The organism is Sodalis sp. dw_96, assembly GCF_018449575.1.
Taxonomy (GTDB): Bacteria; Pseudomonadota; Gammaproteobacteria; order Enterobacterales; family Enterobacteriaceae; genus Acerihabitans.
On sequence record NZ_JAAVUT010000005.1, the window covers coordinates 262,905 to 288,285 of the forward strand.

Genomic DNA, 25,381 nt, shown 5'->3' on the forward strand with positions numbered 1-25,381 from the left:
ACATTACGCACCTATTTCATATCACAGCCGGACCCAGCATTAACAGGGGCCTTTGACGTGGGCAAAAAGCTGCTTAATTTTACTTTTTTGGTTAAATATTGACCAAAATTTCACACCGAATTTTATTTAAAAAAAATCTTTTTTTGGCTAAAGGTTTTGCCGCAGAGGCCGATAGTATGCGACATAACTTAATGAGGAGCATTTAGCGCAATAACTCATAGAGTCACTAAAATAGGATGTGTCACTAGTTGTTGATGCAGTACGTGACACATTGGATAGGTTTCGTCACTAAAATAGTGTCGAACGATTATGGTTCAGCCAGTTAAAGACCTGGTACGTGTTGTTATGCCTGTTTTTTTGCCAGACACGCTACCGCCCTTGGCTTGTAGCTACCAATGCACTGCACTTCATTATTTGCCTGAAATCTATACAAGTTCCGGGTGCTTTGCTTAGCTGGGGCTTGATAACCAGTGTTAGCTTAGTCACAAAACCGTAGTTCCCCGGTGTTTTTTTACCCAAAAAGACACTATTGGCACAACATATGCCTCTTCATTGTTATACTAATTATTAATTAACTCTTTACAAGGTTTCCCTGTCCCCTGTCCCGCGTTTTAGGAATAAGACTACCCGTTTCGGTTTTACCCCTGGTCGCAACTTGGCGTTTTGACACCTAAAAGGGGAACAAATAAGTGCGATCCCTATGAGAAATAAATAAAACTTATCGCTGCTGCCCTTCTGGCGACAGGCGGACTGAAAACCACAACCCAATAGGATTAATTCAAGCCCATAATAGTTAATATGCATAACATTAAAATGTATTTAATTGATGGCAGTTACAAATTAATTACTTAAATTAATGTTTTTGTCATTTACCGTTAACAGGGTTCAGAATTGGTTAAAAAACACCCGTTATTTTTAGTTAAGCTTCTGTTGAGTTTTAGCCGGTTAACTCCCATCATTCCCTACTGAGCTGCTAATACATAAGGTAAATCGCCGATGATGGACTGGATCGCTGATCCGACAATATGGGCCGGACTGGCAACCCTGATAGTGTTGGAGCTGGTGTTAGGCATCGACAATCTGGTGTTTATCGCCATTCTGGCGGAGAAGCTGCCCGCGGGTCAGCGCGATCGCGCCAGGATAGTGGGATTGGCCCTGGCGCTGTTGATGCGTTTGTTGCTGCTGGCGTCCATGTCGTGGCTGGTCTCCCTGACATCTCCCCTGTTTACCACCCTGGGTCACCCCTTTAGCCCGCGGGATCTGATTATGCTGGCCGGCGGGATATTTTTGATCTTCAAAGCCACCATGGAGCTGAATGACCGGCTGGAAGGCAGTGATGAAGATTCGGAATCCGAACGCAAGGGGGCGAAATTCTGGCCGGTGGTGGCGCAGATCGTTATCCTGGATGCGGTGTTTTCCCTGGATTCGGTGATTACCGCCGTGGGCATGGTGGATCACCTGGCGGTGATGATGGTTGCAGTAGTAATAGCCATCGGCGTGATGATGCTGGCCAGCAAAGCCCTGACCCGCTTTATCAATGCTCATCCCACCATTGTTATCCTCTGTTTGAGCTTTCTGCTGATGATAGGCTTTAGCCTGGTGGCCGATGGATTCGGCTACTACATCCCTAAAGGGTATTTGTATGCCGCCATCGGTTTCTCCATTGGAATAGAATGCCTTAATCAGCTGGCGCAGTTTAATCGGCGACGCTTTTTATCTTCCTCGGTGCCGTTGCGCAAGCGCACCGCCGAGGCGGTATTGCGTATGCTGAACGGTAAACATGAAGAAGCGGAGCTGGATCCCCAGTCGTCTTCGTTAATCGCCGATAACGAAGGGGACGGGCAGGAAGTGTTCAACGAGCAGGAGCGGCGCATGATTGAGCGGGTGCTGGGCATGGCCCAGCGCACCGTCAGCAGCGTGATGACCTCGCGCCATGATATTGAACATATCGATTTGCGAGACCCGTCGGATAAGATCGTTTTTTTGCTGGAAAATAACCAGCATACCCGGCTGGTGATCACCGAGGATTCGGCTGCCAACGAGCCGCTTGGGGTGGTGCATGTGATTGATCTATTGACTCAGCAGCTTCGCCAGGAGCCTCTAGATATCCGCTCCCTGATCCGACAACCGCTGGTGTTTCATGAGCAGTTGTCGCTGTTGCTGGCCCTTGAGCAGTTCCGTGAGGCCCATACCCATTTTGCGTTTATCGTGGATGAGTTCGGTTCGGTGGAAGGGATTATTACCCTGAGCGATATTATGGAAACCATTGCCGGCAATTTGCCGCTGGAAAACGAGGATATCGATCCACGCCATGATATTCAACAGCACGATGACGGCACGCTGATTGTCAACGGTTACCTGCCGCTGGAGGATTTGGCGGGGTATATCGATATTTCCCTGGCTGAGCGGCGGGAGTATCACACCCTGGCGGGATTATTGATGGAGCATAGCCAAACCATTCCCCAAGTGGGAGACCGGATTCGCATCGATAATTACCTGTTTGAGATACTGGACGTGGAGAGCCACCGGATCCTGAAAGTGCTGATTACCCCGATGAGGGAAACGGAGTATGAGGTTTGACATCTGACCACGCTTGAATCGCCCGATAGCCGGACGATTCAGGCGGAAAAGATTAAAGCTTCTCCAGCAGCTTCTGGATATTCTTATTCTGCGGGTGATTCTGGTTTTTCTGCGCCCACTCGTTGAGGCGGCGCTTCACCTCATCCTCAAGCTGTTTGCGAATAAGCTGATCCACGTGCAGCTGGTAGCTGAGAGCATCCCAGGGGCCGTAGACGCGCAGCGGGATCGGCGTGGCTATCAGGGCGGCCACCGTTTGCGGATCGCCCTGCCAGCCTTTCAGGACCCTGATATTCAGGTTTACGTCGCACTGGCGGCCCGGCAGATTGAGCGTACCGTTGCCGCTGAGAGCCAGCACTTCGGAGTCTCCCGCCAGGTTATCCAGCCGCAGGTTGCCGTGGTCCAAGGTGGCCTGGGCGGTCAGCTGTTTCACTTCAGAGTAGTTTTCCGTGCGTTGCTCCGCGCTGACGCTGCTATTGCTGTGCGTGACCGCCCGCTGGATCAGTTGCTGGATATTCAGCCCTTCCAAGTGGGCATTATCCAGGGCCATATGACCGGAACCCTGCCAGTTCTGCGCAAAATCACGGGCGGTGAATGTCTGGCCGGTGATTTGTCCTTCCACCGACAGCAGCCCGGTAAGGGTCTGCGGCAGCGCGAAGGCTTGCATCAAAGGTCCGAGCGCGATGCGTTTGATATCGGGATGCAGTTCGAATTTGGGCTGCGGTCCGGTGGTATCGACGGTGCCCGGCAGGCTGAACTCCCCTTCCCCCAATTTACCGCTCAGGGTATTGAGCGCCAGGTGGCCGTGGCGATTATCCGCCTGGGTTTTGAAACCTGTGATGTTCAAACCGTGATAGATGACCTGATCCGCCGTCAGACTAAGCTGACCGTTGAATCCATTGAGGAATGACGGATTATGGACCTCCACTGCGGAGACAATGATCGGCCGGCCATTATTTTGATGGTCGGCGGCCTGGCCGTTATTGTCGGCCGGGTTATTCGGGTTATAACCCATCAGGTTATCCAGGTTCAGATGCTGCGCATTCAGATCCAGTTGATAAACCGGCACCGTATCCATCTTGGCGCTGGCCTGGCCCAAGAGGTGGCTGTCATTGGCGCTGAGAGTGAGATTACTGATTTCCAGCGTCTGGTTGGTGCGGGAATAATCTGCGTTTAGTGTGCCCACACCTTTGATCCCTGCCGCCGTCAGCCCGGAACCCTGCAATTGGTAGTTAACGCTGTCGAGGCGTGCGGTCATCTGACGCGGATAATGGCTTAAATCCACATTGCCTTTGAGGGCCACCGTCAAATCCCGCTGGTCGCGGTTGATTCGGCTTGAAAAGGTGATGTCGGCCTGGCGCGTGGCGCTCTGTTCCACATCCAGGTTAAGATCGCGTAGGTTGATCTGTTCGTTGGGCTGCTTTTGCCAGACCATCAGGCTGTCGGTGAGTTTCAGGCTGGCGATGTCATAAGACCAACCCGGTTGGCTATCCGGCGGCGGAGTGCCGGCCGGCGCAACGGGGGCGTTTTCCGGCCGCCGGGCCGCGCTGTCGGGGGTGATGGTGATGACCGCCCCTTTCAGTAAAACCTGTTTAATGGCGAGCTGATGGGACAACAGCGGCCAAAGCTCGACATCGAGACGCATATTTTCCGCGCTCACCACCGGTACGCCGGCGCCCGGCGCGGTAAGCGTCATATGCCCGGCAAGGATGCTGAGCTGCGGCCACACATGCCAGCGAAGGTCGCCGTCCAGCTCCAAGGCATAACCGCTGCGCTGTTTAACCTTGCTAACCATATAGTGACGAAAATCATTTGGGTTGATCAGCACCACCAACGCGGTGATGCCGACAACCAGAACCGCCAGCAGTATGACCAGCGTAGTCAATAATCTCTTCATGAAATCCCCATCTGTTATCTCTGCCCTAACCCTGCGTCCGGCGGGTTAATCCTTATCGATCCGGCTGGCAACGGCTCCCTGTTGATTACGGTATTTGGCGTCCTCGCGGCGATTGTACGGACGCGCGGCCGGACCGCTTAAGGGTTCGAAGCTCAATGCCCCAATCAACATCCCGGGGCGCAAGGCCAGGGGTAGCTTTCCTGAATTATAGAACTCCAGCACGATTCTACCCCGCCAGCCGGGATCGATGCGATGGGCGGTGACATGCACCATTAAACCGAGCCGGGCCAGGGACGAGCGACCGTCCAGCCAACCCAGCAAATTATCCGGCAGCGTTATGGATTCCAGGGTGACCGCCAGGGCCAGTTCAGCGGGATGCAGATAGAAAGCGCCCCCTTCCGGCAGCACGATTTCATCGCTCATCACCAGATCCAGAGACGCGGTCACTTCATCCTTGGGACCGCTCAGATCGATAAACGCCGCGTTGTGTCCCTGAAATACCCTGAACTGATTGCCGAGCCGGACGTCCACCGTGGCGCCGCTGATCCGTTCCTGGGGAGGACGCGGGTCAATTACCAGCCGGCCGTCATCCAGCCAGGCCTCAATGTCACGATCGCACAGTCTCATCGCGGGTTTCTCCGTAAGACGCTAAAAAGGGGGCCGTCATCCTCGCGGGCGTACGTTGCGCGGGTGCGGCGTTTTATTCAAAAAACTGACAAATCTTGGCCTTCAGTATATCGATGGCAATACGATTTTTGCCTCCGCGGGGTACAATAATGTCGGCATATTGCTTGGAAGGCTCGATAAATTGCAGAAACATGGGGCGTACGGTCTTCTGATACTGCTCCATCACCGTGTCCATGGATCGTCCGCGTTCATTGACATCCCGTTTCATACGCCGCAGCAGACAGATATCCAATGGGGTGTCGACAAAGATGGAAAAATTCATCTCTTCTCGCAGGCGCACGTCGGTGAGCAGCAGGATCCCTTCCAGGATAATCACTTTTTTCGGCGCCAGATGAAGGGTTTCGGGACGGCGCGTATGCTCCAGGTAACTGTACACCGGCATTTCAATGGCCTTGCCGGCCTTCAGCATCTGTAGATGCTGGAAGAGCAGATTATGATCCATGGAGCTGGGATGGTCGTAGTTGGTTTTCACCCGTTCGCTCATGATCATATGGCTTTGATCTTGATAATAGCTGTCTTCAGGGATAATACCGATATGTTCGTCACCCACCTGTTCACACAATTCACGGTACAACGTGCTGGCAATGAGACTTTTTCCAGAGGCAGATGCGCCGGCAATGCCGATAATAACGCACTGGTGGGACTTGTCAGTCATACAATTAATGGCCTGGTAAAAAGAGAAGCGATACGCGTTTGCGGCGCGTTTGACGCGGCAATTATAGAGTGATGGAGAAAACGATGCCAGCGTTAGCGGTTCGTTGCATTAGAGGTGAGCACTTATTTTGTGCTTTGCAGCGAGTGAAGTCACATATTTAAGATAATTCATGCTGGAGCAAACAAAAAGTATTGCGTAAGGTATAATCATGGTCATTCCTCTATATCCTATAAAATCCGAGTCCTATTGAATGAATTGGCATTGGCTGACTTTTTTCGGCGATAGCATGCTGCTGCTGCCCTGTGGGGTAATCATCGTCGCATTACTGCTTTGGAAGGCGGAAACCCGTCGTACCAGCCTGCAGTGGATGCTGCTGTTCGGCACGGCCGGCGCTATTGTCATCGTGTCGAAGCTGGCATTTTTAGGCTGGGGCATCGGCAGCCGCACCTTTGATTTTACCGGCTTCAGCGGTCATTCGGCGTTGTCCGCCAGTATCTGGCCGGTGATGATTTGGATTTTGGCCAGCCGGGCGTCCCGGCGGGTTCGTCTAGGGGCGGTGGCTTGCGGTTATCTGCTGGCGCTGACCATCGGCGTTTCGCGGGTCATTTTGCATGCCCATTCGGTTTCCGAGGTCATCGCCGGGCTGGCGCTGGGCTTTACCATCAGCACCTCGTTTTTATTGATGCAGTATTCCCGCGGGACCCGCATCCATCATCTCTCGGCGGGCCAGCTGACGGCGGTGCTGTTATTGCCCCTGCTGCTGGTTGTGCAGGGCAAAAAGGCGCCGACCCAGGGCATGTTGGAGCGCATCGCGCTGACCATTGCGCCGATCCAGCATGTGTATACGCGGTCGGACCTGCTCAAAGGCCGTCTTGATCCGGATACCTCTCTTATCACCCCGCAATAATATCCTTTGGATGTGATTTATTCTCTACCGCCCGGAAATGCCAATTTGCCGGGTGGTGGGCTGAGCGGGTTTGGCCTCACCGGCCTCTGGATAACGGCGCACCTTTCGTTGCCCCCGCACAGCCCACCATTGAAAATTAGATAATAGCTTGCAAGCCCTTGTCCGCGATGATATTGAGCAGCTTAAGGGCCGGACCGGCCGGGTGAGTATCGCCATGCTCCCATTTACGCACGGTAGAGGCGGTCGTATTTAAGTGATGCGCCAATACAGATTGACTGAATTTCAGACTTTCGCGTAAATGTTTGATATCGTCGGCGCTGAATTGCCTCACTGGAGGAGGACAGATCGCGTCGAATCCGCGCATTGTTACCTTGTCAATCGCGCCAACTTTATACAATAGGGCCATATCTTCGCGTAGGGATTCAATTATCTTGCTAGTCACAATTTACCTCCAAAAGCACACCAGTCTGCTTTACTTGAAACAATTCGTCCGCGGATAAAGTCAGAAATACCTTTCCTGAGTATTGAAACGCTTTTTTCTCGCCTTGGGTGATGTTCGCTTTGTTGTGCTTCGCGTACCCATGCAGAAACACATAGTGATTACCTATACGTGCTGATAGCAGTGTACGGTAGCCGCCGCTTTTGCCACCACCAGAACGCGCTACCCGCTTCTTATAGAGAAAACCACCCAGATCCGCATCAATCAGACCGTTTTCCATCTCTTTGACTGCCTTGCACAAGGCGTCATTAGGTAATTTTTCTCCTGACTGCCATCGTGCAAAATCTATATGTTTGTGAATCTTCATGCCAACACAACTCCTAAACTGTACCCGAAACGGGCATGATTTTCCATACCCGGTGTTCCCTCACTCATGCGACCATGCGGCATTTAACTCATCTTAAACCGGCATGAGGCGTTATCCCTTGCCGGCCAATACAATCCGCCATCAAAGGATTTTTGCTTTTAAGGCATTCAGCGCCCCCCAGAACCCTCCGTTTCTTCTATGAATTTCACCCCATCGTCGTTTCGTATCCAGCGCGGCGCCCGCAGTTCATCCGCCAAATAGCTCACCAGATCAAACAGCAGTCCCGTGAGAATTTTCTCCATTTGCGGCAACACCACCCGCTCAGTTAAAAGCCTTACCAGCACCAGGCAATATCCGCATAGCAGGTCTGAATCGGGTTCGAAGCGGGGCGATGTCAGTGGAAGATCATCCACGGTCAGGCTATCTATCAGGTGAGGCGGAATAGGATCTTCCAAAGTAGGTTGCAATAGATCAAGGCAAGCGGCCAGCCGACAGCAAAGCCCCTGCCGCTGTGCGGGATCGCTATTTTCCAGCAACGATTCAGCGTAATGTTCGCAATAATCAGCAAGCACAGTGAAATCCGTGGCGGAACTGAAAGGAAGGGGGATTAGCTGATACGTTTGGATAGGGGTATTAGCCATAAGGTGGCCTCCAGAAAATAATTGAAATAATCACAGCCCTCCGTTGAGGTAAGGAAGCGATTAGAGATCGCTGCCGGGGCCGGACGCTGGCAAAAAGACGCCGATGCGCCTTCTTGTCTTCAACGAGTAGTATTCAGGAGACCAATCCCGACGCCTGGATTTCAGGCGCAGTCAAACAATATCGTCAACGTTACTGAATCACAAGGGGTTTTGCCGATGTAAAATCCGTTTATTGATAAAATGCGAGGCTTTTCCCATTCGGCAATGTAACGTCGTGAATCTTGGCTAAAGTGATTTCTCGCCGGATTTCTTCGGCCCGGGCGGCGATTCTCTTACGGCTTTTTGGGGTACGTTTCGCCAACAGTTCGTCTAAGGTTGCCATATTTTATCCTCCAGGATCGTTCAGATACGCATTTATCGAAAATCAGCCAGCCTACTATGCATAGCCACGCGCTTCGTTTCAAGATCAAGAGATATACCCTCGGGCGGTAACAGCGCATCGAATATGCTTTTACCCGCGTCACTTTTCCGACGACGCGCCATAGGCAAACCTTCGTCCCGGCCAGACAAGGCATTAGCCTTATTGATTCGGGTTGGGATAAACACCGGTCCTTTGAACACGTTCCGTCTCGTTTTTGTGAAAATTTGTTTAACTTCCAGTATTGAGATACTGAACACAATCATTGATAGCCTCATTAAAAATGAACGAAAGATGCCGGGTTTAACATTCAATCGAAAAAGGGCTCTTGGGAGCTTTTTTGTTGCCAGTGAGAGCCGGTAACGACTATTCCTACCGCAACCGCATCACAAAACTAAATAGCTTTAAGCTGATTGATAATAAAAGGGTTGGTCTGCAACAGCAGCAGCAGCTTTCGCGGCGCACCGGTTGGCTGACGCCGTTTTGTTTCCCAGCTTTTTACAAGGTCATAGCTGACGCCAACAGCGACAGCAAAATCCTGTTGTTTCAACCCAGTCGCCTCACGAATCGCTTTAACATCAATCGGACTAAACGTATGAACATGCTCCGGTTCCGGTGTCAGCTCGCCCTTTTCAATTCTTACCATTTCTTCTGCACTGGCCAGCAGATCGGCAAATAATTCGTCTTTCATCTGTACCTCATCGCCCTCGTTGACGCCGCATCGGGCCTTATACTTCGCCCATATGGGGGTTACAGAACCTCAGCTTGAGGGATTAACATGATGAGGGCGCTCGGCTAAAGCCAGGGGTTGTGTAAAACGGTACCCGTTTGGGCAAAATCCGCTGTGTTGCGCGTCACCAGCGTCATGGCGTTAACCACGGCGGTCGCGGCGATAGGCGAGTCCGCAATGGATTTACGGTCCGGCACGTGCATTTTTGCGCAACATAACGCGACGGGCACGTTTATGTCCAAAATCCGTCCGTCAAAATTCTTCATAACCGATTCTGTATACCAAGAGCGCAGTAATTTAGCATGATCAGGGTCTTTTCGTTCTTTTAACAGAATGCCCTTTTCAATCTCCATGATGACCAGTACTGACGTAAACATCTCATGATGTTCGATTCTTTGACCCCATTGCCGCACCTTGCCGGGGACGGGACACTCGCCCATCCCCGTAAAGATGGGGGGGGTTAAACCGCCTTAAACGCGATCTCGGTAGGTATTACCTCCCCCTGCCAATATAGCTGGGCCGCCACTTGTCCCGCCAGCTGGCGGTAAAGCTCGGTGAATTCGCTGTCCGGCCGGCTGACCACCGTGGGTTCGCCCCGATCGAGATCTTCCCGCAGGCTGATGTGCAGCGGCAGTTGGCCCAGCAGGGCGCAGTTGAACTGTTCCGCCAGCTTTTCCGCGCCGCCGGAGCCGAAGATGGCCTCCAGATGACCGCAATGGCTGCAAATATGCATGCTCATGTTTTCCACGATGCCCAGCACCGGCACGCCGACTTTCTCAAACATGATAATCCCTTTGCGGGCATCGGTGAGTGCGATGTCCTGCGGGGTGGTCACCACCAGCGCGCCGGTGACCGGGATATTCTGCGCCAGGGTAAGCTGGATGTCTCCGGTGCCCGGCGGCATATCCAGCACCAGATAATCCAGCTCCGGCCACAGGGTATCCTGCAGCAGTTGCAACAGCGCCTTGCTGGCCATGGGACCGCGCCAGACCATGGCGTTGTCGTCGGTGACCATATAACCGATGGAGTTGGTGGCCAGGCCGTGAGCCATGATCGGCGCCATATGCTGGCCGTCGGGTGAGGTGGGACGTTCATGGGCGGTACCGAGCATGGCGGGGATGGAAGGACCGTAGATATCCGCGTCCAGCAGGCCGACGCGCCCTCCTTCCGCCGCCAGCGCCAGCGCCAGGTTGACCGCGGTGCTGGATTTGCCGACGCCGCCTTTGCCTGAGCTGACCGCAATCAGGTTGCGCACGCCGCTGACCCCGGGCTGATCTTTCACCCGCCGCAGGGTGGCGATATTGTGCGACAGCTTCCAGTCGATGGCGCCGGCGCCGGTGACCCGCAGCAGCTCGGCGCTGAGGCTCTCTTTCATCTCATCAAAGGCGCTTTGCCAGGCAAAGGGCATGGTGAGTTCAATGTGCAGCGTCCCGTCGAGCAGGGCGCAGTGGCTCAGTGCCTTGAGGGCGATCACATTGCCCTTGAGGGTTGGGTGCCCAAAGGCGGCGAGGACCTGGGCAACCTGGGCGCGCAGCGCGTCGGGGGTTGATTGTTCGGGTGATGGAGATGTCATCCCGGCTCCTTGTATTCTGTTTATACTCGTCATACTTACAGTTGCAGGTGCGTTGGCTTTCCTGCAACTCGAATTATTTAGAGTAAATAGGGTTGGTCACCGATGGCCATAGCATAACAGAACTGGCCGAGCTTGTTTACGCGGGGTGTCGCTATCGGTTACCATCAGAATTCTTTATGACACCCAACAAAAGCGCATTCCCAACATGACTCAAGTCGCGAAAAAAATATTGGTAACCTGTGCGTTGCCATATGCAAACGGTTCAGTCCATTTAGGCCATATGCTGGAGCACATCCAGGCAGATATTTGGGTCCGTTTTCAGCGAATGCGCGGCAATCAGGTTTATTTCATTTGCGCCGACGACGCGCACGGCACGCCGATTATGCTGAAAGCACAGCAGTTGGGCATTGCGCCGGAAAAAATGATCGATGAAATGAACCATGAACATCTGACGGATTTTAACGGCTTCGGCGTCAGCTATGATAACTACCACTCCACCCACAGCGAGGAGAACCGCGAGTTATCCAACCTGATTTACCGGCGGTTGAAAGCGAAAGGCCATATCAAAAACCGCACCATATCCCAGCTGTACGATCCGGAAAAGGAGATGTTCCTGCCGGACCGGTTCGTCAAGGGCACCTGCCCGGTGTGCAAGTCTCCGGATCAGTACGGCGATAACTGTGAAGTCTGCGGCGCCACCTACAGCCCCACCGATTTGATCGATCCTAAATCGGCGGTATCCGGGGCTACCCCGGTGATGCGGGAGTCGGAGCATTTCTTCTTCGACCTGCCGGCGTTCAGCGACATGCTCAAGGCCTGGACCCGCTCCGGCGCGTTGCAAGAACAGGTGGCCAACAAAATGCAGGAGTGGTTTGAAACCGGCCTGCAGCAGTGGGATATATCCCGTGACGCCCCCTACTTCGGTTTTGAAGTGCCGGACGCGCCGGGTAAATATTTTTACGTCTGGCTGGACGCCCCCATCGGCTATATGGGGTCGTTTAAAAATTTGTGCGATAAGCGGGGCGATATCGATTTTAACGATTACTGGCGGGTGGGTTCCGATGCGGATCTGTACCACTTTATCGGTAAAGATATTGTCTACTTCCACAGCCTGTTCTGGCCGGCCATGCTGGAGGGCAGCGATTTCCGCAAGCCCACCAATCTGTTCGTGCACGGTTATGTCACGGTAAACGGCGCCAAGATGTCGAAGTCCCGCGGCACCTTTATCAAGGCCAGCACCTATCTCAAACATCTGGACCCGGATTGTCTGCGTTATTATTACGCCGCCAAGCTTTCGTCCCATATCGACGATATCGATCTGAACCTGGAAGATTTTATCCAGCGGGTCAATGCGGATATCGTCAATAAAGTGGTAAACCTGGCTTCCCGCAACGCCGGCTTTATCGCCAAGCGGTTTGCCGGCCGCTTATCCGATACCCTGGCCGATCCGGCGTTATACCGCACCTTTACCGATGCGGCGCAGAGCATTGCCGAGGCGTTCAACAGCCGCGAATCCGGCCGGGCGATCCGGGAAATCATGGCGCTGGCGGATGTGGCTAACCGCTATGTGGATGAACAGGCGCCGTGGGTGGTGGCCAAGCAGGAAGGCGGTGAACAGAAGCTACAGGATATCTGCTCCATGGGCATAAATCTGTTCCGCGTGCTCATGACCTATCTGAAGCCGGTGCTGCCGTCGCTGGCTCAGCGGGCGGAAGCCTTTCTGAACGCCACCCTTGAGTGGGACGCTATCCAAACGCCGCTGACCGGACATACCATCAGCACCTTCAAGGCGCTGTTCAACCGTATCGATCCGGCCCATGTGGAAGCCATGATCGCCGAGTCGAAAGAAGAGGCCGCCGCAGCCGGGACCCCCTCCGTTGACAAACCGGGCGCCGGTCCCCTGGCGGACGAGCCGCTGCTGGAGACCATCAGCTTTGATGACTTCGCCAAAGTGGATATGCGCATTGCCTTGATCAAACGGGCTGAACTGGTGGAAGGCTCGGATAAGTTGCTGAAGCTGACCCTGGATTTGGGCGGCGAGACCCGCCAGGTTTTTTCCGGCATCCGGGCCGCTTACCCCGATCCAGAGCAGCTGGAAGGACGTTTGACGGTGATGGTGGCTAATCTGGCGCCGCGCAAAATGCGCTTCGGCGTTTCCCAGGGCATGGTCATGGCGGCGGGTCCGGGGGGAGAAGACATCTTCCTGCTCAGCCCGGACGCCGGCGCGCTGCCGGGCATGGCGGTGAAATAAGAGAATCCCTCGCCGGAGAGAATCTCCGGCTTAGCCTGTAGACAAACCTATCCGGCCTCGGTGAGGCCGGATATTTTAAGGTTTTACCATGGAAGCCGTGTTTGCCAAGAAAGGATTTCCGCCGATTATCAACGCCCTGGTCTTGACCTCCGTTGTGCTGACCATCGGGCGCGGCCTGACCCTGCCGTTTCTGGCCCTCTATTTTTCCCGGCAACGGGGCATGACCCCCGGTGAAATCGGACTGGTGCTGGGCAGCGGATTGACCCTGGGCATTATCTTCAATTTGTACGGCGGTTACCTGGTGGACAGATTCAACAAGCATCTGTTGATATTGGGTTCCATGATCCTGTTCGCGCTGTCGTTTTTCCTGCTGCCGGAGTGCCGCGCCGTCATGGGGCTGGTGCTGCTGATAGGGCTGATCAACAGCGCCTACGGGCAGTTCAGCATTACCCTTAAGGCCACCATCGCCGAGTGGCTGCCGGTGGCGTCGCGCATCAAGGCGTTTTCCGCCAACTATACGCTGGTGAATGTGGGCTGGGCGGTGGGTCCGCCGCTGGGGGTGATGGTGGCCAAAACCAATCCGACCCTGCCTTTTTATCTGGCCGGCGTATTGAGCGCCGGTGCGACGCTTATCATGGCCTGGATCCTGCCCCGCTGCGGCCAGCCGCCGGTAACTATCGAAACCGATGAAACATCGGCCAATTCAACGTCGGCCCATAAAGCATCTGTTCATGACACATCGGCCCGCGAAATACCGACCCCTCAATCGCCGACAAAGAAACAGACGGTTAACTTCCGCCAGGTCTTTTATGTGCTGGGCCATGATAAACGGCTTATGTATTTTACCTTGGGCGGCGCGTTAGGCAGCCTGGTGTGCAGCCAGTTCGCCAGCTGTATATCCCAGTTTCTCATGGTGGCGTTCAACAGCGAGTTCGCCTACCGGGTGGTGGGGTTAACCCTGCCCACCAATGCCGCCATCGTGATTACGCTGCAATACCTGGTGAGCCGGAACATCAGGCGGGAGACCCTGATGCCCTGGCTCGTGGCCGGCAGCCTGTTTTTTATTATCGGCCTGGTGATATTCACCTTTGCCCATCATTCGCTGCCGCTGTGGATTATCGGCGTCGCCATTTTTTCCCTTGGGGAAATCATCATTATCCCGGTGGAATACCTGTTTATCGACTTTATCGCCCCGCCGCACCTGAAGGGCAGTTATTACGGCATGCAGAACCTGGGCAGCCTGGGCGGCGCGGCCAATCCGCTGTTGACCGGTTTTGTGCTCACCTATGCGCCGCCGGTGACGCTGTTTTGGGTGTTGATCCTCGCGACGCTTATCAGCCTCGGGCTGTTTTACCGCGGCTTTCGCTATTCGCGGCGGACATCTTCCGCTTTGGGCTGATCCCATTCCCTGTGGGATGGAAATATCTGCCTCAAATCACCTCGCTGCGCTGCAGCGCCGCCTTGATTCTGGCTTTCAGTTCATCGGTCAAGGGAGAGGCGGGCCACAGCGCATTCACCGATACATCCACCCCCACCAGCTGAATGGCGTATTTCACCACGTTATAAAAGGGCAAATCGTAGTTATACAGCTCGGGGATAAACGAGAGCCGCTGCTGCAATCTCACCGCTTCGGCGTAATCCTGCCGCTGCCAGGCCTGGTAAATGCCGCAGGTCAATTGCGGCGCGAAATTGGCGCTGGCGGGAATACAACCGTCGCCGCCAAGGATAAGGGTGCCGAACAGATATTCGTCGTAGCCGGAGAATACCGCGAAATCGGGCCGTACCGGCTTGACGGCATGGATTGTTTCGCGAATATGGCTCAAGGTATCCACGGTATCCTTAAGGCCGACGATATTCGGACAGGTTTCCGCCAGACGGCGTATTAACGGAACCGCTATCGATTGACCGGTTAAACCGGGAAAGTTGTAGATGAGGATCGGCAGTTCGAGAGCATCGGCGAGATGTTTATAATGCAGATACAGATTCTCCTCGCTGAGAGGATTGTAATAAGGATTGACCGCCACCACGCCGTCGGCGCCGATTTTTTGCGCATGCAGGCCGAAACGGATGGCCTCCCGCGTGCCGGAATGGGCAATACCCACCAATACCGGCTTGCGCTTGTTGACATAGTTGACGCAAAATTCAGCGGTCTGAAAACGCAAAGCTTCGGACATATGCGCGAACTCGCCGGCGCTGCCGAGAAAAAACAGACCGTTGACATCCGACGCAAGCAGGCTGTCCAAGAGATTGGCCATACTGGTTTCATCTAATTGTTCATCTGGGGTAAACAACGTGGGCACCGGCGGGATAACCCCATAAAAGCGTGGATTCGCCATAATCAATCTTTCTCCTGATAGCTGAATTGAGCAGAGTAACAAAGACAACATACCTGCAACTTGAAGTATGACGGGTATATTTGTTAGCAGATTAACTGGCTCTGTTTCGTGCGCCAGTTCAAAAAAATGCCCTTGGCGACCGGTCCCCTGCCGGGCAGCCTTCCATGTCTCGTCAGAAGAAGAACGCGCCGCCGCCGGGGCCAACCGGTACTGTTTATTAGTAGCCGTGCAGCAATCCCTTCAGCCAGGCGCTTAAATGACTGTTCAGGCACTGCACCATGAGTTGCCACAGCGGTCCGCAGGGCTCAGTGCTATCCAGGCCGCGTACCTCACGCAGGTGATCAAGGGCATCTTTCAGCGTCGGGTAGCGCTCGGTGAGCGCCAAATGCAAAAACAGCGCCAGTACCGCCACCCCACGGCTGCGCCCGCCACGGCAATGCACCAGAATATTTCCGGGCCTGTGGGCGGGATAACCGGCCTTACCGGGGCTCGCCTGGGTAAGCAGCCCGGCCAGCGCCAGCATGGCCGCCAGCAGATGAGGGGCGGTGTTGCCCCGTCCGTCGATCAGACCCACATGGCTGCGGCGCAACAGCATGCCGTCAGGCAGGATTAATGGCGCCAGCGGCAAATTCACCGCCACATTCAAGGCGCTGGTGATGCCCCTCGCGGCCAGTAACTCCCCGTCACAGGCCGCCCGGCCGTTACCGAGAAACAGCGTGGCATCATAAGGCCCGACATGATGTTCCACCGGCCAAAGCAACGGCCGGCTGTCTTCATATTGCTTTGTCGATAGGGTGGGTAAGGACGTGATAAGATTCTCCTGAAGCGGAGCCGGTTTCACCTTCATAGAGACCTCATGCGGCTTGGTTACGACGGACAAGCCGTCAACGGATAATGCACAGGTTATTAATAATAGGACAGCAATATATACACTATAGCTTTCAAGTTGCAGCAAGGCGGCAAGCCCGTGAACCCCAGGAACTTAGATAACTAAGTGACTGGGGTGAACGGGCGCAGCCAACACAGCTGCAACTTGAAAGATGATGGGTATAACGCGCCGGGCGGCTGAATTACCATAGCCATGATCTATGACAATGTCATTAAAACCTTTTGCCGGGATACGCAGAGCGCGGTAGCACGTCCTGTGGTTTAATTGTATGATGAAAGCGATGAGTAATAAGGTTGATATAATGCGCAATATAATGTTGGATGGCTGGGCCTTAATCCGCGCTTTTGCCTTGATTTATCTTTGTCTTTTTGCCGGTAATTTCCTGTCCTCGCTGCTGCCTATTACCATTCCCGGTAGTATCATCGGCATGCTCATATTGTTTTTACTGCTCTCATTGCAGCTGCTGCCGCCGGCATGGCTCAAGCCGGGCTGCCATTTGCTGATTCGTTATATGGCGCTGTTGTTTGTGCCCATCGGGGTCGGCGTGATGAATTATTACCAGCAACTTTCATCGCAATTCGGACCCATTGTGGTGTCATGCATGGTCAGTACCCTTATTGTCATGCTGGTGGTGGGTTACAGTTCCCATTATATTCACCGCGAACGCCCGGTGGCCGATGAGCCGCCGCAACCCCGCGAGGATAAATGATGTTAGCCAATATCTGGTGGTCTCTGCCGTTGACCTTGCTGGTATTTTTCGCCGCGCGCCGTTTGGCGGTTAAATACCCCATGCCGCTGTTAAATCCGTTATTGGTCTCGATGGTGGTGATTATTCCCTTTCTGTTGATGACCGGCATTCCTTATGATCGTTATTTTGCCGGCAGCCGGGTGCTTAACGACTTATTACAACCGGCGGTGGTGGCCCTGGCATTTCCCCTTTATGAGCAATTGCACCAAATCCGCGCACGCTGGAAATCCATCATCAGCATCTGCTTTGTCGGCAGCCTCACCGCCATGATAACCGGTACCGTGATTGCGTTATGGATGGGAGCCACCCCGGAAATCGCCGCGTCAATTCTGCCTAAATCGGTCACCACCCCCATCGCCATGGCGGTGTCGCAGTCCATTAAAGGCATTCCCGCCATCAGCGCGGTCTGCGTTATTTTTGTCGGTATCCTCGGCGCGGTCTTCGGCCACACCCTGTTGAACCTGCTCAACATCACCACCAAGGCTTCGCGCGGTTTGGCGATGGGCACCGCCTCCCATGCCCTCGGCACCGCCCGCTGCGCCGAAATGGATTTCCAGGAAGGGGCCTTCAGTTCGCTGGCGCTGGTGATCTGCGGCATTATCACCTCATTGATCGCACCCTTCCTGTTCCCGGTATTGCTGGCGGTTTTTGGCTAAATGAACGGCTGAGGATGCCGTTAGCGCTGGTGGTTTTCGCTGATAGCAGGCCGGGATAAGATAATGATCATATTATTTTTTCCATGAGCGTTTAGAATGATCCTCCCTTGGCATCCCGGGAGAATCTCCACCATGCACGCACGTTTTGAATCACCGTTGGCAACCCTTGAACCGGGGCTGCGGGCGGCACTGGCGCCTATGCTCGCCGAACCGGCTTTCAACGGCATGCTGAGCGCCTCGCAGGTTAAGGCGCTAATGAATGCCGGCAATCTGAATGAAGACGATCTGTGCCTGGCTTTATTACCCCTGGCGGCCGCCTGTGCCCTGGCGCCGGTATCCCATTTTAGCGTCGGCGCCATTGCCCGGGGAATCGGCGGGAATCTCTATTTCGGCGCCAATATGGAATTCCCAGGCGTTCCCCTGTCTCAAACCGTCCATGCCGAACAGAGCGCCATCAACCATGCCTGGCTGCGTGACGAACAGCGCCTGCGCGGCATCACGGTTAATTACACCCCTTGCGGCCACTGCCGGCAGTTTATGAATGAATTGAACAGCGGCGTGGATATCATGATTCACCTGCCCGGACGCGCACCCGCTACCCTCTCCCATTATCTGCCCGATGCGTTCGGCCCCCGCGATCTATCCATCCAAAGCCTGTTATTGGATAAGGTAGATCATGGCTATCGTTTGACAGCCGCCACGGCGAACGGGCTCAGCACCAACGACCCCCTATTGCAACAGGCATTACAAGCGGCCAACCAGAGCCATGCGCCCTACAGTCAGGCGCACAGTGGTGTAGCACTACAACTGGCGGACGGCCGGATCTTCGCCGGCCGTTATGCTGAAAACGCCGCCTTCAACCCCAGCCTGCCGCCGCTGCAATCAGCGCTGATTTTATTGAATATCAACGGAGGGAATTGCCTGGATATCCGTCGCGCGGTACTGGTGGAACGCGACGCCGCGCCGTTATCGCAATGGGACGCCACCTGCTCCACCCTACGCGCCTTAGGCTGCGGGGAAATATATCGCCGGACGCTGGAGGGATAGGCCTGCGATCACCGAACGTGCAACGAGCCTGTTAAAGGGAGAGCGCGCCAATGTGGTCGAATCGGGCGTGGTTTTTCCGCCCGACCGAGTGCCACATGGCTCGGTAGGCCCGCGATCGTCGAACGTGCAACGAGCCTGTTAAAGGGAGACCGTGCCAATGTGGTCGAATCGGGCGTGGTTTTTCCGCCCGACCGAGTGCCACATGGCTCGGTAGGCCCGCGATCACCGAACGTGCAACGAGCCTGTTAAAGGGAGACCGCGCCGCAACTTACTCCTTCGGCATCGGCCCGAGCTTCACGCCGTCCGGATAGTATTTCCAGCCGTCGCGGATACGAACCTTTTCATCCCACGGCAATTTATACTCCCCGTTGGCCAAATCCTTCACCCAGGTCAGATAATTCTCCCGCTCGCCCCCAGGCTTGCCCACATAACCCCGGCAGCCCAGATTAAAGATGTTATTCTCCAGCGCCCAGTTTTCCCGCGCTTTATCCACCAGACGCGGGAAAAGCTCGGCGGTCACTATTTCCCAGGGATTGCGCTGCCCCTGCTGAATAACATTACCGTCGTAATTACATACGGTCCCTTCGCCAAAATAATAAAAAACCTCATCGTAGCCCGCCAGATTCACCGAAATGGTATACATCAGGTTCTGCCAGGCGTTGGTGCGGTTGGTCCAGATCCACTGATCGTTCACCTGGGTGGAATAACCGGAAATACGGATATAAACATTACAGCCTTTATATGCCGCTTCCCGTGCCAGTTCCGGGAACATACCGTCATGACAAATACACACCGCCAGCTTCGATCCTTTCGGCCCGTCGCATACCGGCATACCGAAGTTACCGGGCATCCAGGGTTCGATAGGGACCCAGGGTTGCAGCTTGCGGTAATGGAGCGCAATCTCGCCCTGGCTGTTAATAATGATGGCGGTATTGTAAGGAGGCAGCGCGGGATCCTCATTGCGCTCCATTAATGAAAATACCCCCCAGACATCGCTTTGCCGGCAGGCCTGACGGAAACAGTCTATTTCCGGGCTATCGATGGTCAGTAGCATCTCATCATAGGTCCAGATCTTGGTATTCAATCCCTGCGTGGAATATTCAGGGAAAACGATTAAATCCAGATCGGGATAACCTGCTTTGGTATTGGCCAAGGCTTTACATATCTGCTGTACCTGAACCTGGATATCCTCAGGTCCTTTTATCACGGGAACCGGATATTGAATCATGGCGACCAATAACGCTTCTTCCCAGGCACTGACACTTCCGGTACTTCCCATAAATCACCCCTTATAGCGATTGATTGGCAATACTAACGGCGGCCGAAACATTATTATTTCAGCGTTTACAATGACGATAAGTACAAATTGACATGCCCCTTTGTTCACCAACGCAAGATACGTCACGACAGCTAACTGCAAATTGGCACTTACTTAAAAATTAATAACGACTCCATAATTAATATTTTCATTCGGGGCTGCCCGTTTCCGAAAACATAAATTGTCCTTATTTCCAATACCTATTTCTTAAACGGATAAATACGCCCCAATGGTTTTTTCATCGATGGTTTGCCTTTCTTCCTGATGCACGACGGCGCCCTTTTCAATCACCAACACCCGATCCGCCACATCAAGGACAAAACTCAATACCTGTTCGGAAACCACAATGGTTAATCCCTGCCGATCGCGAATGTTGCGCAGCGTTTGCGCCATTTCTTTAATAATGGAAGGCTGGATCCCCTCGGTGGGTTCGTCCAATAACAACAAACTAGGATTTCCCGCCAGCGCCCGGGCAATAACCAACTGCTGCTGCTGGCCGCCGGAAAGATTGCCCGCCAGCCGGGTTTTCATTTCTTCAAGCACCGGGAAAATGGCATACAGCGCGGCGGGAATTTTGCCTTTTTCTTTCGCCGCCAAACCGGTTTTGATATTTTCTTCCACCGTCATGGTGGCAAACACCATTCTGCCCTGGGGCACATACCCTATGCCCTTCCGTACGCGTTGATAGCTTTTTAAGGCGGAAATATCGCTGCCCTTGAATAACACCCGGCCGGACTGCGCGGGTATCATGCCGATAAGGGATTTCATCAGGGTGGTTTTGCCCATGCCGTTGCGGCCGATCAAGGCCACGATTTCATTTTCCTTCACCTCGATATTAAGGTTTTCAATAATACGGCTTTGTCCGTAGGCAACATGGTAATCCTGGATTTTCAGCATAGTTCCCCCTTAATGTCCCAAATAGACATCGATAACCCGTGGGTCTTGTTTCACTTTTTGCATACTGCCTTCCGACAGCGATTTGCCCTGGTGCATCACCTGGACGTGATCGGCGATGTTTTCCACAAACTGCATATCGTGTTCAATCACCAATACCGACCGTCCGGTGGCAATACGCCGCAACAGCTCGGCGGTCTGCCGCCGCTCCGCCACCGACATGCCGGCGACCGGTTCGTCCAGCATCAGCAGGCTGGGGTTTTGAATCAGCAGCATGCCTATTTCCAGCCACTGTTTCTGGCCGTGGCTGAGAAAATCCGCCTGCACACCGAGAAAGTCGGAAAGGAAGATTTGTTGCGCAACGTCAAGAATGCTGTCGGTCATGGCCTGATCGCGCCGGGCGAACAGGGCGCCAAGCGCCGTTCTTGCCTGGGGATAGGAGAGCTCCAGATTCTCGAATACCGTCAGGTTTTCATAAATCGACGGATTCTGAAATTTACGCCCCACGCCGGCATGGACAATTTGGTTTTCACTTAATTTGCTCAGTTCGCGGCCTTTAAATTTAATACTTCCCGCCGTGGCGGCGGTTTTACCGCAAATCAAATCCAGCACCGTGGTTTTACCGGCGCCGTTAGGTCCGATAATCACGTAAATCTGCTCCTCATCCACATACATGGAGAAGTCGTTTACCGCTTTGAATCCGTTAAAAGAGACGGTGAGTCCCTCAACGGCCAATATGATGTCCTTGTTGGTTTTCATCAGCATTCACCGTGGAGAAACTTTATCGTCTACCGGATCGGTAGCCAGGATAGGGGGGGCCGGGGGGAGGTTTTTCACCCGCCGGGGAAATAACAGCTGTTTTACTTTCGGCAGCAAAATATCGCTGTAGATGCCCGCCAAACCTTTCGGGAAGCCTAATACCACCAGGATAAATAAGGCTCCCATGGCAAAGGGCCAGATTTCCGGAAAGGCTTCCGATATTTGACTCTTGGCGCTGTTCACCAATAAGGTGCCGTATATCGCGCCCAGAATGGATAAACGCCCGCCCACCGCGCAGAAAATCACCATCTCAATGGAAGCCACGGTGCCGATAAAACCGGGGGACATAAATCCCACCTGCAAAGTAAACAGCGCGCCGCCGATGGAGGAGAATATGGCGCTGACGCAAAATATCATGGTCTTGATATTGGCTACGTCATAACCGGAAAATCTGACTCGGTCCTCTTTATCGCGAATGGCCACCAATAACCGGCCTAATTTGCTTTTCAGGATAAAATAGGCCATCAGCACCACCGCCAGTAAACAGCCGGCGTTAATATAATAAAGAACGTATTTGGCGTAATCGGTTCGGATATCCCAGCCCATCAGGGTACGGAGATCGGTAATACCGTTGATGCCGCCGGTATAACCCTGTTGGCCGATAATCAGGATGGTCAGAATGGCTGAAACCGCCTGGGTGATAATGGCGAAATAGACGCCGCCCACCCGGCGTTTGAACATCGCGATGCCGAGGATATAGGCAAAGATCAGCGGCACCACCACGATGGCCAGCAGGGTGAAACTGAAGGAGTGAAACGGCTGCCAAAAAGCCGGTAACCGGGTCAGCTGATTCCAGTCCATGAAATCGGGAATGCCGGGGGTGGTTTGAATTTTGGTGGCGGCGGGGGTGGAGGCTTCCAGCTTCAGGAACATCGCCATGCAGTAGCCGCCCAGGCCGAAAAATATTCCCTGGCCGAGACTTAATATGCCGCTGTAGCCCCAGCATAATACCAGTCCCACCGCCACGAAGGCGTAAGTGAGGTATTTGCCCACCAGGTTGAGGCGGAAAATATCCATGGTCAGGGGAAACACGACGGCAATCAGGATAAACAGCAGCACGACGCCAGATACCTGTCGCTGTCCCGCTAATCGTTTGATAGATGCAAACATGATAATTCTCCTAACGACGAATCCGGCTGGCAAACAGGCCTTGGGGACGCAGCATTAAAATCACGACGACAATCAGCAGGGTCATGACCTTGGCCATGGAGCCGCTGAGAAAAAATTCCAGCGTCGACTGCGACTGCGAGATAGCGAACGCCGAGGCAATGGTGCCTAACAGGCTCTGCGCGCCGCCGAACACCACCACCAGAAAGGTATCGACGATATATTGCTGTCCGGCGGTGGGCCCGGTGGAGCCGATCATGGTAAAGGCGCTGCCGGCGATACCCGCAATGCCGCAGCCCAGGGCGAAGCTGTGATTATCCACCCGGGCGGTATTGATGCCCACCGCGCCGGCCATGGCCCGGTTGGCCACCACCGCCCGTACATGAATGCCCCAGGGGGATCGATACATAAGCCAGCCCAGCAGCAGGGTGATGACCAGGGTCAACAGCATGACAAAGACGCCGTTGATGGGAATTTCGATATTGTCGCCGAAGTGATAAGAGCCCATCAGCCAGTCCGGCAAATCCACCCCCACTTCCCGCGGACCGAATAAGGTACGGTAAGTTTGCTGGAGTATCAGACTCAAGCCCCATGTGGCCAGCAGAGTATCCAGCGGCCGGTGATAGAGATGACGGATTAATACCCGCTCGATAAACATGCCCAATAAGGCGGCGCTGATAAACGCCAGCACCACCGCCACAAAAAAGTAGCCGCCGAATAAGCCCGGCAAATAGTGTTTAAAAAAGAGTTCCGTCAGCCAGGTGACATAGGCCCCCAGAATCATAAATTCCCCATGGGCCATGTTAATCACGCCCATTTGGCCGAATATTATTGCCAGCCCTAACGACATCAGGACAAAAACCGAAAACAGGCTCAGTCCGGCGAAACCCTGCATGACAAAAATTGAGGTCAGGTCGGCAATGCTATAACCACTGAACATGATATGCCCCTTTACCCGTCATACTTCGAGTTGCAGGTACGTTGGCCTTCCTGCAACACGAATTATTTAGGGTAAAATGCCATGATTCCCCCGTCAGAAACGGGGGGCCGTTGTCATTAATCTTTCGGGAACGGGTTGGGTTCGATGAGGTTGGGGGTTTGGTAGATGACGTCATATTGTCCGTCCGCCCGCGCCCGGCCAATCACCGTTTTTGACCACAGATGATGATTCTCGTGAATACGCACATAACCTTCGGGGGCATTTTTCATTTCAATGCCCGGCGAGGCGGCGCGTACCTTATCGATATCGAAGGAGCCGGCTTTTTCCACCGCGGCTTTCCATAACCAGGGTCCCAGATAGGCCGCCTGAGTGACATCGCCGATGACGATATCGTTGCCCCAGCGTTGCTTGAAGGCCGCCACAAAGGCTTTATTGGCCGGGTTATCCATGCTCTGGAAGTACTTCATAGCCGCATAGGCGCCGACGATATTCTCGCCGCCGATACCGCGGATTTCATCTTCGGTAACCGAAATGGTCATCAGCAGCGGTTTTTCCTTGGTCATGTCGATACCCGCCGCCTTGAGCTGTTTATAAAACGCCACGTTGGAGCCGCCCACCACAATGGCGTAAATCACATCCGGTTTTTTCAATTTGATCTTGTTGATGACCGAATTGAACTGGGTATTGCCCAGCGGATAATAATCTTCGCCAATCACTTTCAAGCCCAGCTTTTCAATATGATGACGGGCGATTTTGTTGGCGGTGCGGGGCCAGATATAGTCCGAACCCAGCAGGTAGAATGTTTTGGCGTGTTTATTTTTTACCAACCAATCAATGCCGGTGATAATCTGCTGGGTGGCTTCCTGCCCGGTGTAAATCACGTTGGGGGATTGTTCCAGTCCTTCGTAAAAGGTCGGGTAATACAACATGCCGTTATATTGCTCCAGCACCGGCAGCATCGCCTTGCGTGAAGCGGAAGTCCAGCCGCCGAAAATGGCCGCGACTTTATCGCTCACCAGCAGCTTCTTGGCCTTCTCGGCAAAGGTCGGCCAGTCGCTGGCGCCGTCTTCCTGAATAAAATCGATTTTTCTGCCCAGCACGCCGCCGGACTGGTTAATCTGGTCTATTGCCAGCTTTTCCGCCTGAATCGACCCGGTTTCACTGATGGCCATGGTGCCGGTGGAAGAGTGCAGTATGCCGACTTTCACCGTGCTGTCGGTGACGGCAAGGCCGCTGGTATTGACGGCGGCGGTGGCCGGCGGCGCGGCGAAAACCGGCGTGAAATGACCGGCGGCCAGAAGCGCCGCGGCCAGCAAGGGGGTGCGCCAAAAGCGCCCCGCCCTGCTTTTATCGCCCCGATATGCGGCACGAATGGCGCCTTGGCCCGCGTCCGCCGCCTGCTGTTGGTTGAGCATGATTGGTATCCCCTGATAAATGGCTGTCTGGTTTTGTAAGGTCTCCATAGTGTGTTCAGTGCCAGAAAGC

General features: G+C 54.0%; 25 protein-coding genes. 7 read left to right on the forward strand and 18 right to left on the reverse strand.

Annotated features, from left to right (window positions below):
- The first annotated feature begins 999 nt into the window (after positions 1–999).
- Positions 1,000–2,580, forward strand: a complete 1,581-nt coding sequence (locus HB631_RS10885; RefSeq protein ID WP_213991220.1) for a TerC family protein — start codon at positions 1,000–1,002, stop codon at positions 2,578–2,580.
- A 52-nt stretch (positions 2,581–2,632) separates the two neighbouring features.
- On the opposite strand, the gene asmA is transcribed toward HB631_RS10885, so the two are convergent.
- The 3 genes from asmA to udk form a co-directional block, all read right to left on the reverse strand.
- Positions 2,633–4,474, reverse strand: a complete 1,842-nt coding sequence (gene asmA / locus HB631_RS10890; RefSeq protein WP_213991166.1) for an outer membrane assembly protein AsmA — start codon at positions 4,472–4,474, stop codon at positions 2,633–2,635.
- A 45-nt stretch (positions 4,475–4,519) separates the two neighbouring features.
- Positions 4,520–5,101 carry a dCTP deaminase gene (gene dcd, locus HB631_RS10895; RefSeq protein WP_213991167.1) on the reverse strand — a complete coding sequence of 194 codons (582 nt, stop codon included), beginning with the start codon at positions 5,099–5,101 and terminating at the stop codon, positions 4,520–4,522.
- 73 nt (positions 5,102–5,174) lie between these two features.
- Positions 5,175–5,816, reverse strand: coding sequence for a uridine kinase (udk, locus tag HB631_RS10900; RefSeq protein ID WP_213991168.1), 642 nt, complete (start codon positions 5,814–5,816; stop codon positions 5,175–5,177).
- Between the two features lie 250 nt (positions 5,817–6,066).
- Between udk and HB631_RS10905 the strand changes: the two genes are divergently transcribed.
- On the forward strand, positions 6,067–6,723 hold the full coding sequence (locus HB631_RS10905; RefSeq protein WP_213991169.1) for a phosphatase PAP2 family protein: 657 nt from the start codon (positions 6,067–6,069) through the stop codon (positions 6,721–6,723).
- Between the two features lie 136 nt (positions 6,724–6,859).
- Here the strand turns inward: HB631_RS10905 and HB631_RS10910 are convergent, their stop codons facing one another.
- The 7 genes from HB631_RS10910 to apbC form a co-directional block, all read right to left on the reverse strand.
- Positions 6,860–7,129 carry a DNA-binding transcriptional regulator gene (locus tag HB631_RS10910; protein WP_213991221.1) on the reverse strand — a complete coding sequence of 90 codons (270 nt, stop codon included), beginning with the start codon at positions 7,127–7,129 and terminating at the stop codon, positions 6,860–6,862.
- A 28-nt stretch (positions 7,130–7,157) separates the two neighbouring features.
- Positions 7,158–7,529, reverse strand: coding sequence for a type II toxin-antitoxin system RelE/ParE family toxin (locus HB631_RS10915; protein WP_213991170.1), 372 nt, complete (start codon positions 7,527–7,529; stop codon positions 7,158–7,160).
- A gap of 167 nt (positions 7,530–7,696) precedes the next feature.
- Positions 7,697–8,170: a hypothetical protein gene (locus HB631_RS10920; protein WP_213991171.1), complete on the reverse strand. Its 474-nt coding sequence runs from the start codon at positions 8,168–8,170 to the stop codon at positions 7,697–7,699.
- Positions 8,171–8,399: 229 nt separating this feature from the next.
- Entirely contained in the window at positions 8,400–8,552 is a 153-nt protein-coding gene (locus HB631_RS10925) for a hypothetical protein (protein ID WP_213991172.1), read from the reverse strand.
- A gap of 430 nt (positions 8,553–8,982) precedes the next feature.
- Positions 8,983–9,279 carry a NadS family protein gene (nadS, locus tag HB631_RS10930; protein ID WP_213991173.1) on the reverse strand — a complete coding sequence of 99 codons (297 nt, stop codon included), beginning with the start codon at positions 9,277–9,279 and terminating at the stop codon, positions 8,983–8,985.
- A gap of 104 nt (positions 9,280–9,383) precedes the next feature.
- Entirely contained in the window at positions 9,384–9,758 is a 375-nt protein-coding gene (locus tag HB631_RS10935) for a type II toxin-antitoxin system VapC family toxin (RefSeq protein ID WP_255556920.1), read from the reverse strand.
- Positions 9,759–9,778: 20 nt separating this feature from the next.
- Positions 9,779–10,891 carry an iron-sulfur cluster carrier protein ApbC gene (apbC, locus tag HB631_RS10940; protein ID WP_213991175.1) on the reverse strand — a complete coding sequence of 371 codons (1,113 nt, stop codon included), beginning with the start codon at positions 10,889–10,891 and terminating at the stop codon, positions 9,779–9,781.
- Positions 10,892–11,096: 205 nt separating this feature from the next.
- Here apbC and metG point away from each other — a divergent pair, with 205 nt between their 5' ends.
- Positions 11,097–13,142 (forward strand): methionine--tRNA ligase, encoded by a 2,046-nt coding sequence (gene metG / locus HB631_RS10945; RefSeq protein ID WP_213991176.1) that lies wholly within the window; start codon positions 11,097–11,099, stop codon positions 13,140–13,142.
- Positions 13,143–13,230: 88 nt separating this feature from the next.
- Positions 13,231–14,541, forward strand: a complete 1,311-nt coding sequence (locus tag HB631_RS10950; protein WP_213991177.1) for an MFS transporter — start codon at positions 13,231–13,233, stop codon at positions 14,539–14,541.
- 31 nt (positions 14,542–14,572) lie between these two features.
- On the opposite strand, the gene HB631_RS10955 is transcribed toward HB631_RS10950, so the two are convergent.
- Both HB631_RS10955 and HB631_RS10960 read right to left on the reverse strand, forming a co-directional pair.
- A complete protein-coding gene (locus HB631_RS10955; RefSeq protein ID WP_213991178.1) occupies positions 14,573–15,478 on the reverse strand; it encodes a dihydrodipicolinate synthase family protein in 906 nt (301 codons plus the stop codon).
- Between the two features lie 217 nt (positions 15,479–15,695).
- Positions 15,696–16,325 carry a protein phosphatase gene (locus HB631_RS10960; RefSeq protein WP_213991179.1) on the reverse strand — a complete coding sequence of 210 codons (630 nt, stop codon included), beginning with the start codon at positions 16,323–16,325 and terminating at the stop codon, positions 15,696–15,698.
- Positions 16,326–16,668: 343 nt separating this feature from the next.
- On the opposite strand from HB631_RS10960, the gene HB631_RS10965 reads away from it, so the two are divergent.
- The 3 genes from HB631_RS10965 (at position 16,669) to cdd (ending at position 18,818) form a co-directional block, all read left to right on the forward strand.
- The gene (locus tag HB631_RS10965) at positions 16,669–17,076 is read left to right on the forward strand and encodes a CidA/LrgA family protein (RefSeq protein WP_213991180.1); all 408 of its coding nucleotides are present in this window, start codon (positions 16,669–16,671) and stop codon (positions 17,074–17,076) included.
- The gene (locus tag HB631_RS10970) at positions 17,076–17,771 is read left to right on the forward strand and encodes a CidB/LrgB family autolysis modulator (RefSeq protein ID WP_213991222.1); all 696 of its coding nucleotides are present in this window, start codon (positions 17,076–17,078) and stop codon (positions 17,769–17,771) included. The genes HB631_RS10965 and HB631_RS10970 overlap by 1 nt, the downstream gene beginning before the upstream one ends.
- A gap of 132 nt (positions 17,772–17,903) precedes the next feature.
- Positions 17,904–18,818, forward strand: a complete 915-nt coding sequence (gene cdd, locus HB631_RS10975) for a cytidine deaminase (RefSeq protein WP_213991181.1) — start codon at positions 17,904–17,906, stop codon at positions 18,816–18,818.
- Between the two features lie 268 nt (positions 18,819–19,086).
- On the opposite strand, the gene HB631_RS10980 is transcribed toward cdd, so the two are convergent.
- The 6 genes from HB631_RS10980 to urtA all read right to left on the reverse strand — a co-directional run bounded on the left by HB631_RS10980 (position 19,087) and on the right by urtA (position 25,311).
- Positions 19,087–20,097 (reverse strand): formamidase, encoded by a 1,011-nt coding sequence (locus tag HB631_RS10980; protein WP_213991182.1) that lies wholly within the window; start codon positions 20,095–20,097, stop codon positions 19,087–19,089.
- A gap of 246 nt (positions 20,098–20,343) precedes the next feature.
- Positions 20,344–21,033, reverse strand: a complete 690-nt coding sequence (urtE, locus tag HB631_RS10985; protein ID WP_213991183.1) for an urea ABC transporter ATP-binding subunit UrtE — start codon at positions 21,031–21,033, stop codon at positions 20,344–20,346.
- A gap of 9 nt (positions 21,034–21,042) precedes the next feature.
- Entirely contained in the window at positions 21,043–21,789 is a 747-nt protein-coding gene (urtD, locus tag HB631_RS10990; RefSeq protein WP_213991184.1) for an urea ABC transporter ATP-binding protein UrtD, read from the reverse strand.
- A 6-nt stretch (positions 21,790–21,795) separates the two neighbouring features.
- Positions 21,796–22,959, reverse strand: coding sequence for an urea ABC transporter permease subunit UrtC (urtC, locus tag HB631_RS10995; protein WP_213991185.1), 1,164 nt, complete (start codon positions 22,957–22,959; stop codon positions 21,796–21,798).
- A gap of 10 nt (positions 22,960–22,969) precedes the next feature.
- Positions 22,970–23,896 (reverse strand): urea ABC transporter permease subunit UrtB, encoded by a 927-nt coding sequence (urtB, locus tag HB631_RS11000; protein WP_213991186.1) that lies wholly within the window; start codon positions 23,894–23,896, stop codon positions 22,970–22,972.
- A 116-nt stretch (positions 23,897–24,012) separates the two neighbouring features.
- Complete coding sequence (gene urtA, locus HB631_RS11005) at positions 24,013–25,311, reverse strand: urea ABC transporter substrate-binding protein (RefSeq protein ID WP_255556921.1); 1,299 nt, start codon at positions 25,309–25,311, stop codon at positions 24,013–24,015.
- Between the last annotated feature and the right edge of the window lie 70 nt (positions 25,312–25,381).

Bases quoted from the DNA above. Each gene is read 5' to 3' on its own strand.
- HB631_RS10885 (WP_213991220.1), top strand. From the start codon at position 1,000: ATGGACTGGATCGCTGATCCGACAATATGGGCCGGACTGGCAACCCTG.
- asmA (WP_213991166.1), bottom strand. From the start codon at position 4,474: ATGAAGAGATTATTGACTACGCTGGTCATACTGCTGGCGGTTCTGGTT.
- dcd (WP_213991167.1), bottom strand. From the start codon at position 5,101: ATGAGACTGTGCGATCGTGACATTGAGGCCTGGCTGGATGACGGCCGG.
- udk (WP_213991168.1), bottom strand. From the start codon at position 5,816: ATGACTGACAAGTCCCACCAGTGCGTTATTATCGGCATTGCCGGCGCA.
- HB631_RS10905 (WP_213991169.1), top strand. From the start codon at position 6,067: ATGAATTGGCATTGGCTGACTTTTTTCGGCGATAGCATGCTGCTGCTG.
- HB631_RS10910 (WP_213991221.1), bottom strand. From the start codon at position 7,129: ATGGCCCTATTGTATAAAGTTGGCGCGATTGACAAGGTAACAATGCGC.
- HB631_RS10915 (WP_213991170.1), bottom strand. From the start codon at position 7,529: ATGAAGATTCACAAACATATAGATTTTGCACGATGGCAGTCAGGAGAA.
- HB631_RS10920 (WP_213991171.1), bottom strand. From the start codon at position 8,170: ATGGCTAATACCCCTATCCAAACGTATCAGCTAATCCCCCTTCCTTTC.
- HB631_RS10925 (WP_213991172.1), bottom strand. From the start codon at position 8,552: ATGGCAACCTTAGACGAACTGTTGGCGAAACGTACCCCAAAAAGCCGT.
- nadS (WP_213991173.1), bottom strand. From the start codon at position 9,279: ATGAAAGACGAATTATTTGCCGATCTGCTGGCCAGTGCAGAAGAAATG.
- HB631_RS10935 (WP_255556920.1), bottom strand. From the start codon at position 9,758: ATGGGCGAGTGTCCCGTCCCCGGCAAGGTGCGGCAATGGGGTCAAAGA.
- apbC (WP_213991175.1), bottom strand. From the start codon at position 10,891: ATGACATCTCCATCACCCGAACAATCAACCCCCGACGCGCTGCGCGCC.
- metG (WP_213991176.1), top strand. From the start codon at position 11,097: ATGACTCAAGTCGCGAAAAAAATATTGGTAACCTGTGCGTTGCCATAT.
- HB631_RS10950 (WP_213991177.1), top strand. From the start codon at position 13,231: ATGGAAGCCGTGTTTGCCAAGAAAGGATTTCCGCCGATTATCAACGCC.
- HB631_RS10955 (WP_213991178.1), bottom strand. From the start codon at position 15,478: ATGGCGAATCCACGCTTTTATGGGGTTATCCCGCCGGTGCCCACGTTG.
- HB631_RS10960 (WP_213991179.1), bottom strand. From the start codon at position 16,325: ATGAAGGTGAAACCGGCTCCGCTTCAGGAGAATCTTATCACGTCCTTA.
- HB631_RS10965 (WP_213991180.1), top strand. From the start codon at position 16,669: ATGCGCAATATAATGTTGGATGGCTGGGCCTTAATCCGCGCTTTTGCC.
- HB631_RS10970 (WP_213991222.1), top strand. From the start codon at position 17,076: ATGTTAGCCAATATCTGGTGGTCTCTGCCGTTGACCTTGCTGGTATTT.
- cdd (WP_213991181.1), top strand. From the start codon at position 17,904: ATGCACGCACGTTTTGAATCACCGTTGGCAACCCTTGAACCGGGGCTG.
- HB631_RS10980 (WP_213991182.1), bottom strand. From the start codon at position 20,097: ATGGGAAGTACCGGAAGTGTCAGTGCCTGGGAAGAAGCGTTATTGGTC.
- urtE (WP_213991183.1), bottom strand. From the start codon at position 21,033: ATGCTGAAAATCCAGGATTACCATGTTGCCTACGGACAAAGCCGTATT.
- urtD (WP_213991184.1), bottom strand. From the start codon at position 21,789: ATGAAAACCAACAAGGACATCATATTGGCCGTTGAGGGACTCACCGTC.
- urtC (WP_213991185.1), bottom strand. From the start codon at position 22,959: ATGTTTGCATCTATCAAACGATTAGCGGGACAGCGACAGGTATCTGGC.
- urtB (WP_213991186.1), bottom strand. From the start codon at position 23,896: ATGTTCAGTGGTTATAGCATTGCCGACCTGACCTCAATTTTTGTCATG.
- urtA (WP_255556921.1), bottom strand. From the start codon at position 25,311: ATGCTCAACCAACAGCAGGCGGCGGACGCGGGCCAAGGCGCCATTCGT.